Annotated in this window: 12 protein-coding genes and 2 pseudogenes; 6 read left to right on the top strand and 8 right to left on the bottom strand. The window is 58.6% G+C overall.

From position 1 onward, the window contains the following. Positions 1-74: 74 nt before the first annotated feature. Both C2L66_RS23810 and C2L66_RS23805 read left to right on the top strand, forming a co-directional pair. A complete protein-coding gene (locus C2L66_RS23810; protein WP_054935062.1) occupies positions 75-635 on the top strand; it encodes a hypothetical protein in 561 nt (186 codons plus the stop codon). 44 nt (positions 636-679) lie between these two features. Then, positions 680-1,915, top strand: a complete 1,236-nt coding sequence (locus tag C2L66_RS23805; RefSeq protein WP_060606265.1) for an MFS transporter — start codon at positions 680-682, stop codon at positions 1,913-1,915. Positions 1,916-2,205: 290 nt separating this feature from the next. On the opposite strand, the gene C2L66_RS23800 is transcribed toward C2L66_RS23805, so the two are convergent. The 4 genes and pseudogenes from C2L66_RS23800 to arcD form a co-directional block, all read right to left on the bottom strand. Beyond that, the gene (locus C2L66_RS23800; RefSeq protein WP_054935060.1) at positions 2,206-2,442 is read right to left on the bottom strand and encodes a hypothetical protein; all 237 of its coding nucleotides are present in this window, start codon (positions 2,440-2,442) and stop codon (positions 2,206-2,208) included. A 606-nt stretch (positions 2,443-3,048) separates the two neighbouring features. After that, positions 3,049-3,333 (bottom strand): annotated as a pseudogene (locus C2L66_RS23795) (ornithine carbamoyltransferase); the annotation flags it as partial. A 15-nt stretch (positions 3,334-3,348) separates the two neighbouring features. Then, a pseudogene (locus C2L66_RS23790) lies at positions 3,349-3,732 on the bottom strand (arginine deiminase family protein); the annotation flags it as partial. Positions 3,733-3,760: 28 nt separating this feature from the next. Continuing rightward, the gene (arcD, locus tag C2L66_RS23785) at positions 3,761-5,242 is read right to left on the bottom strand and encodes an arginine-ornithine antiporter (RefSeq protein WP_060606275.1); all 1,482 of its coding nucleotides are present in this window, start codon (positions 5,240-5,242) and stop codon (positions 3,761-3,763) included. Positions 5,243-6,092: 850 nt separating this feature from the next. Here arcD and C2L66_RS23780 point away from each other — a divergent pair. Beyond that, on the top strand, positions 6,093-7,256 hold the full coding sequence (locus C2L66_RS23780) for a porin (protein ID WP_054935076.1): 1,164 nt from the start codon (positions 6,093-6,095) through the stop codon (positions 7,254-7,256). A 342-nt stretch (positions 7,257-7,598) separates the two neighbouring features. Here the strand turns inward: C2L66_RS23780 and C2L66_RS23775 are convergent, their stop codons facing one another. After that, positions 7,599-9,140: a methyl-accepting chemotaxis protein gene (locus C2L66_RS23775; RefSeq protein ID WP_060606278.1), complete on the bottom strand. Its 1,542-nt coding sequence runs from the start codon at positions 9,138-9,140 to the stop codon at positions 7,599-7,601. A 502-nt stretch (positions 9,141-9,642) separates the two neighbouring features. Here C2L66_RS23775 and C2L66_RS23770 point away from each other — a divergent pair. The 3 genes from C2L66_RS23770 (at position 9,643) to C2L66_RS23760 (ending at position 11,940) form a co-directional block, all read left to right on the top strand. Continuing rightward, positions 9,643-10,767 (top strand): porin, encoded by a 1,125-nt coding sequence (locus tag C2L66_RS23770; RefSeq protein ID WP_060607257.1) that lies wholly within the window; start codon positions 9,643-9,645, stop codon positions 10,765-10,767. 179 nt (positions 10,768-10,946) lie between these two features. Beyond that, positions 10,947-11,456 (top strand): hypothetical protein, encoded by a 510-nt coding sequence (locus tag C2L66_RS23765; protein ID WP_060606282.1) that lies wholly within the window; start codon positions 10,947-10,949, stop codon positions 11,454-11,456. A 166-nt stretch (positions 11,457-11,622) separates the two neighbouring features. Beyond that, the gene (locus C2L66_RS23760) at positions 11,623-11,940 is read left to right on the top strand and encodes a hypothetical protein (RefSeq protein ID WP_060607260.1); all 318 of its coding nucleotides are present in this window, start codon (positions 11,623-11,625) and stop codon (positions 11,938-11,940) included. Between the two features lie 135 nt (positions 11,941-12,075). On the opposite strand, the gene C2L66_RS23755 is transcribed toward C2L66_RS23760, so the two are convergent. The 3 genes from C2L66_RS23755 to fnr all read right to left on the bottom strand — a co-directional run bounded on the left by C2L66_RS23755 (position 12,076) and on the right by fnr (position 14,538). Then, positions 12,076-12,420 (bottom strand): c-type cytochrome, encoded by a 345-nt coding sequence (locus C2L66_RS23755; RefSeq protein ID WP_062916716.1) that lies wholly within the window; start codon positions 12,418-12,420, stop codon positions 12,076-12,078. Between the two features lie 67 nt (positions 12,421-12,487). Then, the gene (locus C2L66_RS23750; protein ID WP_060606283.1) at positions 12,488-13,519 is read right to left on the bottom strand and encodes an Acg family FMN-binding oxidoreductase; all 1,032 of its coding nucleotides are present in this window, start codon (positions 13,517-13,519) and stop codon (positions 12,488-12,490) included. A 257-nt stretch (positions 13,520-13,776) separates the two neighbouring features. Continuing rightward, positions 13,777-14,538 carry a fumarate/nitrate reduction transcriptional regulator Fnr gene (gene fnr / locus C2L66_RS23745; protein ID WP_409372640.1) on the bottom strand — a complete coding sequence of 254 codons (762 nt, stop codon included), beginning with the start codon at positions 14,536-14,538 and terminating at the stop codon, positions 13,777-13,779. Between the last annotated feature and the right edge of the window lies 1 nt (position 14,539).

Raw genomic sequence — 14,539 nt, 5'->3', positions numbered from 1 at the left:
ACCTATGATTCCTGGCCTCGTGCTGCGTATGACTTCAGCCAGATAAACCATCAGCGAAAAAAAGGACTAGCGACATGCATTGGATCGATCCCGACAGCCTCCCCGAAACACGCGGCACGGTGACGCGTTTTCTCTTGAACCCGCACGGCGAACTCGACGGCCTGGTGCTCGGTTCGCGTCAACCGCGGCAGGTTCACTTTCCGCCCCACCTGTCGCGACAGATCGCGCGGCATGTGGCGGTGGGCGACGAGATCCGCGTGCGAGGCGTAAAGCCGCGCAGCGCAGACATGATCGCGGCCGTGTCAGTCACGACGAAGACGGGCAGGGTCATTCTCGACGAAGGTCCGCATCACGACGGCGAGAAACATCAGCGGCCGGAAGTGGAGCGCAGACCGATGCAGGCGAGCGGCGAAGTGGTGCTGCCGCTATTCGGTCCGAAGGGCGAGCTGCGCGGCGCGCTGCTGGACGATGGCACGTCGTTGCGCATGCCGCCGCATGCGGCCGCCGAACTGGCGTCATACCTCATGCCGAAGGTGCACGTTCAGGCGTGGGGGCACGGCATCGGGACCAGGCACGGGCGAACCATCGAAGTGGACGAGATCGCCGAACTGGTCGACGCAGCAGTTGACGCGTAAAGCGTTGCGACGGCGAATCAGTAGAGAACAACGGTGAGCGACCGATGCCCCCCCAGTACGCGCTCGAAGCACTGAACTTCTTCATGGCCGATGTGCAGGCGGGCATCGGGCCGTTTCTCGGCGTCTTTCTGCAGGCGCAGGGCTGGCATACCGATGCGATCGGTACGGTGATGACGCTTGGCGGCATCGCGGGCATGCTCGCTACGTCGCCAGCCGGCGCACTCGTCGACGCAAGCCGGTACAAGCGCGGCATCATCGTCACGGCTGGCGTGATGACAACGCTCGCTTCGCTCGTGCTGTGGGTGGCGCATTCGTACTGGATGGTTGCGGCATCGCAGATTCTCACGGCGGTCACGGGCGCCGCGCTTGGGCCTGCGGTGGCAGGCGTGACGCTTGGAATCTTCCATGAACGCGGCTTCGACCGGCAGTTCGGCCGCAACCAGGTGGCCAATCACGCGGGCAATGTCGTCGGTGCGGCGTTGTCGGGCTGGCTGGGCTGGCGCTATGGGTTCGGCGCGATCTTCGCGCTTGCGGGCGGCTTCGGTGCATTGTCCGTCATCTCGACGCTGCTGATCCGTCGCGATTCGATCGATCACGACAGCGCACGGGGGCTAGCCGCGACGTCGTCCGCACAGGAGCACGAGCACGCGAGCGGTTTTCGCGTGTTACTGACCTGCCGGCCATTGCTGCTGCTGTCCGCCGCGCTCGCGATGTTTCATCTCGGCAATGCCGCGATGCTGCCGCTCTACGGCCTTGCCGTCGTCGCCGCGCACAAGGGCGATCCGAGCGCGTTCACCGCGCAAACAATCGTGGTCGCGCAACTGGTGATGGTGGCCGCGGCGTGCGTCGCGAACCGGCTGATCGAGCGACTCGGGTACTGGCGGGTCATCCTGATCACCTTTCTCGCGTTGCCGCTGCGTGGCCTCGTCGCAGCAATGTTCATCACGGCCTGGGGCGTGTGGCCCGTGCAGGCGCTCGATGGCGTTGGAGCGGGGCTGCAAAGCGTCGCTGTTCCGGCGCTCGTCGTGCGGCTGCTGCAGGGCACCGGGCGCGTGAATGTGGGTCAGGGCGTGGTGATGACGGTGCAGGGCGCCGGTGCCGCGCTGAGCCCTGCGTTGGGCGGCATGCTTGCGCAGCACTTCGGCTACGCGACGGCATTTCTCGTGCTGGGCGCTGTGTCGACGGGTTCGCTCGCGCTGTGGTTGCGGTTCGGCACCTCCCTGAAGATGGCCTGCGGCATTCGCCGCGATCGGGCCAGTCCCAACTCGCTTACTACATGAATCCGACTTTCCTCTCCTGGGGCATCTCGCTTGCCGCCACTGCGGGCGTCGTACTGCGTCCCGGCGGGTGCTTCTCGTTGATTATTGTGTGTTCCGTCGCGGAACTGTTCGAGACTGACTCTCGCCAGGTCGAAGGCCAGATGCGTCACATAGCCCATTGCCATCTGCGGTGAGTCACTTGCATCGATACTGTCCGGCCTTAGCAGTAGGCGGCTGGAAGGTATCCGGTTCTCAGACGCGCAAAAAGAGCTGCCGGAAGTCCGAGGGTGGCAAAACTCAGGCGTTACTGGTCAGTCACCTTGCGGCCCTGCCAGGACGTCGATCGCCGCTTGCCCAGCAATTTCCGCGACCAGATACGCCCAACGTTCCGTGAAAGGACCATGGCGAACTTTGATGAGCGCACCATCCAGATTGTCAGCACTGATGTTGTGCCCCGTTATCTGGAACGTGACGCTGTAAAGGTCGCGCTCAACTGGCGTCAACGTTACGCGGATCTCGAAGCCGCGATATGGGATCACTCGAAACATGAGCGCCTCGCGCGTAATGCGCCGGGGAAGAGAATGGGGTTCAACATTGCGGCCTGTTCGCCGGGGCAGGCGCGAAGCAGTCGTCGATGAATTTCCTTGCCGTGTGCTCGGCATACGTCAATGCGGCATCGCGCGTCAGGAATCTGGATGGCTCCGTCAGGTTCTCGACCTGTCTCGCCGATACATCCGGTGGAATGATCACCCACGAAGCTGCATACCGGAGACGACCCTTCATCCAATCTGATTCGCTGGGTCGGATTGAGACGTCGATTGTGTACCCACGATATGACGTAGAGACCTGCGTTTCCATGATCGCTCCCTTTTCACGCCGGGAGTGGCATGTGAAATCACTATACGCGCAATAGCCGGTACGATGCGTCTTTTAAAAACGCCCGCGCGGCCGCCGTTCTGCGAGTGCGCGCTCGTCATCGTTGGTTCGGTGCCGCTCGATCGAAGCTCATCACTCTTCGCGCGATTCCGGATACGCTGGAAGTGCTTCGTGCCGCGATAACTACCGCGTTATCACGGACTCAAGGCTCCAGCCCATGTCGCCGCACGAGCATTGATGACGGGGCTGGGCAGTAGTGTTGCGTTCGTGCTGCAATCTAGCGAATTACCCATGTCGAAGCGAGCGTCACCCAGATAACAGAACGACAGTTCATGCAATGGTTTATCACCGAACTCCTGCATGGACAGGAGGTCGGCCAACACCTGAGTCGGATGGAACTCGTCGGTCAAGCCGTTCCAGACGGGAACATGTGAGTACGCGGCCAGTTCTTCGACGGTCGTCTGATGAAAGCCACGATACTCAATTCCGTCGTAGAGGCGCCCCAACACACGCGCGGTGTCTTTCAGCGATTCCTTGCGGCCGAGTTGCGAACTGGCGGAATCGGTTCGCAGGCTCACAGGCAAGAACATCGCGCTGATCTTCGAGAAAACCTCTGCAGCGAGTTCTTCCGGCTTCATTTCGTCAAACCAGGGCACGAGCTGTGCGCCCAGTTCTGCATCGACGACGCCTGGCGTTAGCTTGCGTTCGAGAATCCACTCGCGGGCTTCCCGCCCTTGCAGGATGTCTGCAAGAAGATCATGCATTTCCAGCACCTCGACGCCATGCTCTTCCATCGTGCTGACGGATGCATAGTGATCGGTCTTTGCCCGCGATACCCAAAGCACGTCGTCGAACAGAAGGTCATGGCAGTTGGCGGGCGTCAGGCGCGCCTGAGCGAGTCCCGGGCGACAGACGATCACTTCGCGCAAGGTGCCCACTTCGGAATACACGCCATGCGTCATGGTTATTCTCCTTTTTATCCTTCGTGGTCTACAGGCTAAGTCCGCCGTTCCACAGCAGCCAGCCGGCAATGACGGCAAGGGTACCGAGCGCTGCAAGGAGCAGAAGCTCGAAAGGCTTGAACAGGCGGGTTCCGCGTTCGCGTTTCGCCCAGCAATAGAGGATTGCGCCGGGCGCGTAGAGCAGAGCGGAGAGCAACAGATATTTCGGCCCGGCCGCGTACAGCAGCCAGCAGCAGTACGCGGTTGCCATTGCGCCGATTGCAATGTCGCGAGACCTCGCGCGATCCGGCTGTGCATAGCCTTCGCCGCGCACCGCAATGCGTGTGGCGTATATCGCCGAGAACAGATACGGCACGAGGATCATCGAGGTCGCGAGCGAGATGAGCGCCTGATAGGTCGCGTTCGAAACCAGCGTGATGATGAGAAAAAGCTGTACCAGGCCGTTGGTCACCCAGAGTGCATTGGCAGGCACGCCGTGGATGTTCTCGCGCGACAGGAATGCTGGCATCACGCCGTCGCTCGCCGGAGTGAACAGCGTTTCAGCAGCGAGCAGCGTCCAGGCCAGCAAGGCACCGCCAACTGAGACAAGCAGGCCGATGCTGATCAGCACGGCGCCCCATCTGCCGACTGCCTTATCGAGTACACCCGCCATTGACGGGTTTTTCATCGCCGCCAGTTCGCCCTGAGAGACAATCCCAAGCGACAGGAGCGACACCGCCATCAGCAACAGCAGCACGACGAAGAAGCCGATCAGCGTCGCGCGCCCAACGTCCTCGCGATGTTGCGCACGCGCTGAAAATACACTGGCCCCCTCGATACCGATGAACACCCACACAGTGATTAGCATCGTGCTTTTTACCTGCGCGAACGCGCTGCCCAGCTTTGCCGCGCCCCAGAAGTCCTGCGTGAAAATGTGGCTCCTGAATGCAGCCATCGCAAGCACGATGAACAGGAGAAGGGGGATGATCTTCGCGATCGTCGAAACTGCGTTGAGCACCGCCGCACCGCGTACACCACGCAGTATCACCGCGTGCATGATCCATAGGACGATCGACGCGCCAAGCACGGCCGCGCGCGTGTTTCCGTCGCCGAACACAGGAAAGAAATAGCCGAGCGTGCCGAACACAATGACAAGGTAACCGACGTTTCCGATCCACGCGCTGACCCAGTAACCCCACGCCGAGTTAAAGCCGACAAATTCGCCGGCGCTGGCGCGCGCGTACGCGTAGATGCCGTTGTTGAGATCCGGTTGGCGGCTGGCAAGTGTTTGATAGACGAAGGCGAGCATCAGCATGCCGATGCCTGTGATCAGCCAGCCGAGCAGGATCGCGCCCGCGCCCGCTCCCGATGCCATGTTCTGCGGAAGCGAAAAGACTCCGCTACCTATCATCGAGCCAATGACCAGCGCCGTGAGCAAACCAAGGCGCAGAGGTTTCGTCGGTGATACGGCGGGTTTTGCCTGCGGCGCAGGCACGGATGCATGCGGCAATAAGTCGGCCAGGTTCTTCATGTCGCGACCTCGCGGGTTTCGAGATAAGACAATTAAGTCACTGGCGTGCCTCTGCGCGATTGATCTGGATCAGCCTCGCAATGAATCGGTCAATGCGACCGTACGCAAACCTCCGTGACTTAGATCGCGCAAAGGTTAAACGACCGCGTTTGTACACGGACTCACTTCTATAACGAAGTTCAGGACGCTCACCCGAGCGGCCAGGCCGGAACAAGAGCGCTTTCCGGAACAATCCCTTCCAGTTGCCACGGTTCACGAGCAACTGTCACACAAGTAGACTGCGCGAAACCTCAAACCAGGTGTCGTGTCGAGAGTCATCGTTACCGTAAGGTCTCAGTTTGAAATCGAATCTGCTTCGTTTCATTCAGGTGGCGCCCGTCGCGCTTGTCCTTGCTGTTCCTGTTTGGGTGCTTGCACAGTCATCTCCCGATCTCACGAGAGATCAGCTCAAAGCGGAAATCATCGAGCTCCGACTCGCGGGATCGCGTTTCGGCGCAGGCAGAGATCCGCATTGCCGGGACAAAAACCTCGCCGCCGAAGGTGCTGCTGCAGTGCATCGCAATAGCACTGCGCCACAGGAACATGGGAGTTATGACGAGGGGGATCAGGGTTCATCGGAGTCAGGAGGGCCACGTAGATGAGGATTCTGTGCGATGAACATCAAGCCACGAATGAAGTGTTGTGTGAGGCGTAAAGGACCTTTCCAGCTTCGCGGATACGCGAGGAAATTTGAATGACTTAACGTTCGGCGTCGATCGATTGATTCGTGTTCGCGGATGTCCTGTGGCGCGATCATTGATCGGCTGTTCGACGATACGTCAGTACATTCAACGGAAGGGGGCTAGCGGTGGTGAGAAAAGAAATATGTCTGGTGTTGCCAGCACTTGTGATCGCGACATCGGCAAACGCACAAAGCAGCGTCACGCTTTACGGGAAAATAGAAGATGGCTTTAATTACACGACCAATGCGCGCGGCCACGACGCATACCAGATGCAAAGTGGTTACGACTACGGAAGCCGCTGGGGTCTAAAGGGCAATGAGACGTTGGGAGACGGTTACCAGGCTATCTTCCAGCTTGAAAGCGGTTTCGACGTCAATACGGGAAAGATGGGGCAGGGTGGAAGAGAGTTTGGCAGGCAAGCCTTTGTCGGCATCGCGTCCGATCGGTATGGCACAGTGACAGTCGGCAGACAGTACGACCCCAGCGTCGATATGTTTTCTCCCATGACGGCGAATGGCAATTGGACGGGTTATCTGTTTTCACACCCTTACGATAACGACAATACCGATTACTCGTTTCGGGTCAACAACTCGGTCAAGTACGTTACGCCGAACATTCATGGCTTCAGCGCAGAGGCCATGTACGCATTCAGCAACCAGGCGGGGGGATTCTCAAACAACCGGTTGTACGGTTTCGGTGCGCAGTATCAGAACGGAGGGCTACAGGTGGGTGGCTCGTATCTCAAGCTGAATAACGCGAGCTCTTCGACCTCGTCGTCCGCCAATTCGTCAGGAGCGGTGACAAGCGACAATACGTTCAATGCACGTTCACAGCAGAACATCGGGGTTGGCGTCAACTACACGTTTGGCAAGACGCTGGTTGGATTTGCCTATTCGCATGTCGACGTCTATGCGCCAACATCGAATGCGTACTTCACCGGCACCACCCAACCAACTGGCGGCACATGGAACGCATGGAAGTTCGATAACTTCGAAGTGAGCGGACTCTATCATTTCACACCCGCTCTCTATCTCGGCGCATGCTACACGTACACCCAGGCTCAGCTTTCCTCAACCGTTGGGAAGTTCGATCCGAAGTGGCATCAACTCAGCATGAAGCTGAATTATGATCTGTCAGCACGAACGTCGGTGTTCGCTGAAGGTGCCTATCAGCATGCGGTCAGTGCAAATACGGGCACCGATTTCGACTTTGCGAACATTCCAGGCTCGGCAGACGTGTCTTCGGGTCGCAACCAGATGGTCTACCGCGTTGCACTGCTGCACGTGTTCTAACAAACGGCAACGGTGCAATATCTTCGCGCCGGCGTTGCATGCCGGCGCGGTGCATACCGCTTCACGGATGAGCGGGTAGGTCGGCAAACAAGTGCCTGGTGCTTGCTGTAAAACGATCGCTTGTCCTGGCCCACCGAAGGAAAGACCGGACGGACCGATCCCGATGCCCATGTGCCTCGTCGCTCAACATGATTGACCTCGATGGCATTTGAACGATGAACCGGATTGTATATAGTCGAACGCCTTGAATTCCGGGCGAATCGTGGAACAGTTCGTTACCGATTACCGCACGGATTGCGTTTGCTGCAATCACTCACGTCTAGCGCATTAACGGCAGTGGCGTTACAGCTTGAACATCGATATCGCGGCGTTCAGGTCGTGGGCGAGAGATTCAAGAGAGCGTGACGCGGCGGCCGCCTCCTCGACCATGGCGGCATTCTGTTGGGTCACTTTATCCATTTGCGTCACCGCCTCACTGACCTGGCCGATGCCTTTGCTCTGTTCCTGAGAGGCCGATGCTATCTCGGTCATGATGCCCGTCACGCGTTTGACTTCAGTGGTAATGCCACTCATCGCGGAACCAGCCTGCTGAACGTAACGGGTTCCAGTCTGAACCCGGTGCACGGAATCGGAAATCAGTTCACGGATCTCCTTCGATGCTCCGGATGAACGCTGTGCAAGGGAACGGACTTCCGACGCTACCACGGCAAATCCCCGGCCCAGTGCACCCGCACGTGCTGCTTCAACGGCGGCATTGAGGGCCAGGATATTGGTCTGGAAGGCGATGTCCTCGATGATGTCCACGATCGTCGCCATTTTTCCGGAGTCGGCATTGATCTCGTTCATCGTACCGACGACCTGGTCTACGATGCTACCGGCGTGCTCGGCTGCTCGCATTGCCTCCTCGGCCAGCCTGCTCGCCTGATTGGAGTTCTCCGCGTTTTGGGTAACCGTTGCAGTGAGCTGTTCCATGCTCGCGGCCGTCTCTTCGAGCGACGCCGCCTGTTCTTCGGTTCGTTGCGAAAGGTCCCGATTCCCGGCTGCGAGTTGATGCGCACTCGACGCGATTGCGTCGGAGGACCGGCTGATAGTGCGGATCGTACCCGTGAGTTCCGCCTGCATCCGTCGCATGGAAAACAGCAGGCTCGAACTGTCGCCGCGCGCGACGTTGACGACAGCCGTCAGGTCGTTGCTAGCGATTCTGTCAGCAATTTCAGCGGCATAGGAAGGTTCGCCGCCAAGCGAACGCATCAGATTGCGATTCAGCACGACGACGGCTGCGGACAGCAACGCGGCGGCGACGACCAGCCACCCGAGACTGCGGTACAGCGCAGCGCGGAACTCCGTATCGATGTCGTCGACATATAGCCCTGTGGAAATGATCCAGTCCCAGGGCGCGTAGCGCAACTGATACGAAATCTTCCGGGACGCCTCGCGCGCGCCGGGGCGCGGAAACGAAAATTCGGTAAAGCCATTGCCGCGCGGGCCCACTGCGTGGACAAAGTCACGAAATACGTAAGCGCCGTCCGGATCGCGATAACCGCTCGCGTCTTTCCCGTTCATTTCCGGATGAATCGGGTGCATAAGGATGACCGGTCGTGAGTCGAGAATGGTGAAGTACCCATCCTCTCCATAACGCGAGTTGCGAAGAATTTCCAAGGCTTTCGCTTTGGCCTGGGCCTCCGGCATCGTCGCTGACGCGCTCTCGGCCGCGAGCGCTTTAACCACCCCGAGTGCGATCTCGGTCGCATGCATCAGATCGTCTTTTCGCTCTTCCATTTGAATGCGTCGCGTCTGGAAAGCGTCACGGATATATATTCCCGTGAGACACGAAAGACTCAGTACGAGTGATAGCCAAAGCTTCTGGGAGAAGGACAGCTTCATTTTTTCCAACCTTGATGTGGTGTCGTCGACGGTGCCGTGTGGTGCGGCAAGTGATGGCTTTTCTTTGCTGCACACGCTTTATCGGCAGCGCGACAAACCGAATCAGAGGCTGTCGAGCAAAGGTCCCTTGCAGGAAGTTGCATGAATGCCGCTTTGACGTGTGCTCAGGAATGGGTTGTCGATCTGACGGAAGCGGATGTGCATCTGCGCGATTCGCTTTCGGTGTGAGAAGGGACTGTTACAGGTTGGCGTCTCAATGCACGGGCGACGTGATGGTAAAAAGGCGATCGATTTTGCTTGCCAATCAGATCGAGCGCCACGGTGTTTAGTCAGGGAGACTACTGGCCGGCGTCAATATCACAACGTCCAACGTTCAATGAAAAGATTCGAGGCTACGGCTCAGCGCCACGCCGCTGCGCGTTTCGCGCACGTCACGAGTATTTACAAGTTCATCAGATTGACTCGCCCTCATGCATGGTGGAAGTCAGGGGTGTTTCTCGTTATGGCCGCTCCAGCCGTGCATGCACAGGGTTCGTTGCGGCTCACGGGTTCGATGGATGCAGGGATCGCTTACGTCAGCGATGCAGGAGGCACAGCAGATGCTCATTCCGCATGGCAGATTAAGAATGGCGACGTCAACATAAGCCGCTGGATACTCACGGGAGAAGATCCGATAACCAACGACCTGAACGCAATCATGACGCTGACAAACGGCTTCTCGGTAATGACGGGCGCGGCGGCACAACAAGGACGCTTGTTTGGCTTCCAGTCATTCGTAGGGTTGAGTTCCCGCAGCAAAGGAACGCTGACGTTGGGCAGGCAATTCGATGCAGTCGTGCAATACGTCGAACCGTTCGCGCTGGGTGGGACCACATACGGCGGGACGGCGTTCGCGCACCCTTTCGATAACGACAACCTCGACAATTACACTCGCACGAACAACGCAGTAAAGTACTCGAGTCCGGATATACATGGACTCGCGTTCGGCGGCACCTACGGTTTTTCAAACAAGCCAGGTGCCTTTAGCGATAGCCGGGAATACAGCGTTGGCGCCAGCTATCACCTCGGCGAGATGCGCGTTGGTGCTGGCTATTTTCAGTTCAATCACGCGTCCAATCTGGCTACTGCCAATACGGATGGCGCGGAGCCGGCTGGCGCGCCGTTTAACGCGGACCGTCAGCGAACCTACGCCGCGGGTGGGAACTATAGGCTTACCAGAGCGACGCTCGGTCTCGTACTCAGCGAGACACGACTCGACAACGCCACGTCGATCAATAACGTGGCGGACACCGCGATAAAACTTCCGCACGACGCCGTCCGCTTCGATAACATCGAGGTGAACGTGCGCTATTTCGTCACGCCAAAATGGCATATATCCGCTGCCTACGTCTTTACTTACGGACGATTCGACACGCCGGCGGGGACGCGATATCCGAAATGGCATCAGGTCGGGTTGTTAAACACGTACTTCCTCTCCCAGCGAAGCGACGTGTACGGCGAAGTGATCTATCAGCGAGCCAACGAGCTTGAGGGTACAGGAATTCATGGCGCCCAGATATCGAACTTCCCGCGCGCGTCAGGCAGCAATCAACTGGTGGCGGCGATCGGGCTGCGTCATCGCTTTTAATGGATGACTGCACGAAAGACTAACGAGTGGCGTCGGTGCCTGGCAGGAGCGATGTGCTTCGGAGCCCCGATCCGGATGTGCAGCCAATTGCTGTTTCCATGGGGATTGAGACAGATCAACGCGCCAAGGTTATGCCTTCGTATCCTGATTAGTACGCAAACCGGAATGGAGCGTTTGGCATGCGCCGAGTGTATTTTCTCCTCCCCGATCCCGACGTCGCGCGAACTGTAGTGGGCGAAATGGTGCGTGGCGGGATCGAGCGTCGTCATATTCACCTTGTTGCAAACCAGGATATCGCGCTTGACGAATTACCGGAAGCACCGCTGGTCGAAAACTCTGAAATCAAGGAGATTGTGGCGCGCGGGATAGCAGCAGGCGCGGTGGTCGGAACGATCGCAGGGCTTGCTGCGATGATGCTTTTGCCTATTGGTGTGACGGTCGCGGGAGGTGCCGTGTTGGCACTTACGCTCGCTGGCGTCGGGTTCGGAGAGTGGCTGTCGACAACGCTTGGTATCGAGGAGGCGGGTGAGCGGTACAGGCATTTCATTGATGCGATACGGCGCGGGTGTGTTCTCCTGATCGTTGAGACTCGTGATAAGCACCTTGAACTGGTGGAGCGCATCGTGCAGGATCACCCCCGGTGCCTGCTTTACGGATCAACGGATCATGGTGTTATGGTTATTCGATAAGACGCGTCGCAGTGTTGGTTCGAACGATCTCTCCTGTACGCTTTGAAGCGTCGTTTGAAGATTGATGTGGGTCAACGAGCCTATCCGGGCGCGAGTCATGATGTGCGGGAGCCCCCATGTGGTTGAACGAGTGGCGGGAAACGCTCGCAAGAGTAGGAGGCAAAGAATGGGCATCGGTATGCAAATTGTCTATCTTGGCTTCTGCGGAACGTCACAACTCGAGGCCGAGGCGGCGTCTCAACTCGTGCGGCTCAATCGCTTTTGCGCACTTGTCCCGAACTGTCATCTGGCGATAGAAGCGGTTCGATCCCAGGCGGGAAGCGTTACGTACGATGTTCGCCTCGACCTCATCACGCCTGCGCACGACCTCTGGCCCATCGGCCACTGCGCGAAAGTAAATCCAGAAGAGGCGGTTCGCTGCGCATTCGATGCGGCAGAACAATGGCTGCAGGCCGCAACCGATATCGACAGACGGCAGCATTAACGGGGCGGCTGCGCCGCCATTCCACGCGCTCGGGAGCCTTTATTTCATTCCAGAGCGCTTGCATCGTGACATTGCGATCTCTCAAGGCTAGCCGAGGAACGAGACCGCATCTATCGAGTGTTAGTCGGTCGGCTGCTATTGCGTCATCACCCATTGGATCAACTGGTGAGCGTCCTCTGCTGAGATGGGCCCGCCGCGTTCCGGGGGCAGCGGCATGGCCGTGTCGCCCCAATGTGCACGCCCACCTTTTCTAAGCTTGATTTCGAGCATCTGTGTTGCGTTCGGTACGTTGCGGTAACGATCTGCGATCTGATGGAACGAAGGCGCAAGAAAGGGTGCATCGGATGTGTGGCAGAACATGCAGTGATGCTGATCGACCAACCCACCCGGTTCATTTGATTGAGCGCGGACTTGACTCGCACTGGCGAGGAATAGGCTCGACGCGCAGGCAAGGAAAATGATGGGGCGTGCATGAATCACGACAACGACTCCTTTTGTCTGTTCAGGATTTGTTCTCTTTTCATTACCGAAGGCAAATTTCCCCGCATCAATCTACGACTTCAGATAAAGCTCGCCGCGGCGAATGGTCCGCATCTGGGCCACGGCCGATGCGCAGCAACAACTGAGGCACGGCGTCGACGTTCAGCAGGGATCTGAGTTGATCGCGCAGCGTAGCGACTTCAATGGGCTGATTCAGATACGACGCTGTCAACCCGTTGGCCGTGGCGACCAGCAACATACGTTGGAGCGCCTGCCCCGCAGCCAGCCAGGCCTCCCGGTCGTCTCGCATGGTCGCAATGCCTACGAGCAGCGGGGAGCCCTCGACGAGCCGCTGATGGGTGGCGGGCGTCCCGGCACCGACGTCGAATACACGAACGACTGACGCCAGAAGCGGTAGTGCGAAATCGAGCAGGCTACCCACGGCCACGCCATACGCCGGCATGCCGTCGGAGTGCCGGCGCGGGTGAATCCAGCTTGCGAGTTCACGGCGAAAGCGTGGATCGGCAAACTGCATGCGGTCGGCTTCCGCGATCAACTGCGCGATGGACTGGCGGGAAGATTCTTCATCTACGCAGATTGCAATGGCACCTTCCGCCTCGCAGGCATCGATCATCCCGTTTTTGAAGGATTCGGCGATGGGTTCATTAGCAAACGGCGAGCGGGTTGTCACGCGTTTCGTTATGGCACAGAACAGATTCGCCAGGGACGGGTCGTGGGGACCTGTAGTGGTGACCTTGATACGCGCGACGACATCGGGATCAAAGTCGGACGGGAAAACCCTGATCGACCAGGCGAGTCCGAAATGGCTCAGCGCGACGCGCAAATTGAATAAGGCCGCACCACAACTGATCAGCATCTCGCGATCGAAAGGATCGACGACGGGTAACGCGCGTGTGCGGTCGGCGCAGAGGTGGACGGTGTCCCCGTCCACGATGAACCGCCAGGGTTGCGCGTTGTGATTCGAGGGTGCAAGCACGGCATATTGCAGTGCGAAGCGGATCTGTTCCTTCATCGGCGCGAGGGCGTCGAACAGGTGCTCGTCGATCTGCCAGGCAGAGGTGGACACGGGCGCGCTCATGGGACTCTTCCTTTCGATCCTTGATGGACTTCTCTTCATCGTGGCACGCAACGTTGGGGAACATTTGAGGCAGGTCAATCTTCTGGCGATGCATTGAGGCGAGGCGGGAGCAGCGTAAAAGCGTCAACCCGCAGGTGCGGCGGCACGCGTGTGCAGACGGGTGCCGAGTGAGGGACTCCCCCGCAATGGTATTCGAGGACAGGGCCGTGGCAACAAGGCGCCTGGCAGAAGTCAGGCGCATCTGGGGCATCGGCGAATCAAACTCTTGCGAGCCCGTCCGGGTCCGTGATCTTCACCGTCTTGCCGTTCGCGCAGACGAGACGGTCGCGCTGAAACCTGGAGAACATCCGGCTGACGGTTTCCAGCTTCATCCCAAGGTAACAGCCGATCTCTTCACGCGTCATGCGCAGATTGAACTCAGCGGCTGAAAAACCGCGCCTCTTGAACCGCTTCGAGAGATTGAGGAGAAACGCCGCTAAACGCTGTTCGGCGGACATGGTGCCAAGCAACATCATTTGCCCAGACTCGCGGACGATTTCGCTGCTCATCATCTGATAGATATGATGCTGCATCGGCCGCAACTCGCGGCACAGTACTTCGAGTTTGGCAAACGGGATGATGCAGACGACGCTGTCTTCGAGCGCGATTGCATCGCAGTTGTGCTGACCTGCACATACGCCATCGAGACCCAGCGCTTCGCCAGCGATCTGGAAGCCTGTCACGTGCTCGCGACCATCACGATGCATCACGACGGTTTTGAAGGATCCAACCCGGATCGCGTAGATGCTTTGAAATCCGTCACCGGCGCGATACAGCGTGTCGCCACGCTTGACGGAGCGGCTCGAATAGATGACGGTATCCAGTTTCGCCAGATCCTCAGCGCTCAATTCGGGCGGCATGCAGATTGAACGCATCGAGCACGTGGAGCAGCGGACTGTGCCTTGCCTTGACTCCGTGTCATTGGTGGCCGGTTGAATGGGAATGACGTTAGTGTGCCGCGCGGGAAACCGATCGGGCATG

Source organism: Paraburkholderia caribensis (assembly GCF_002902945.1).
Classification (GTDB): domain Bacteria; phylum Pseudomonadota; class Gammaproteobacteria; order Burkholderiales; family Burkholderiaceae; genus Paraburkholderia; species Paraburkholderia caribensis.
Note: the sequence above shows the minus strand (reverse complement) of the source record. Positions and strands in the feature narration are given on the sequence as shown.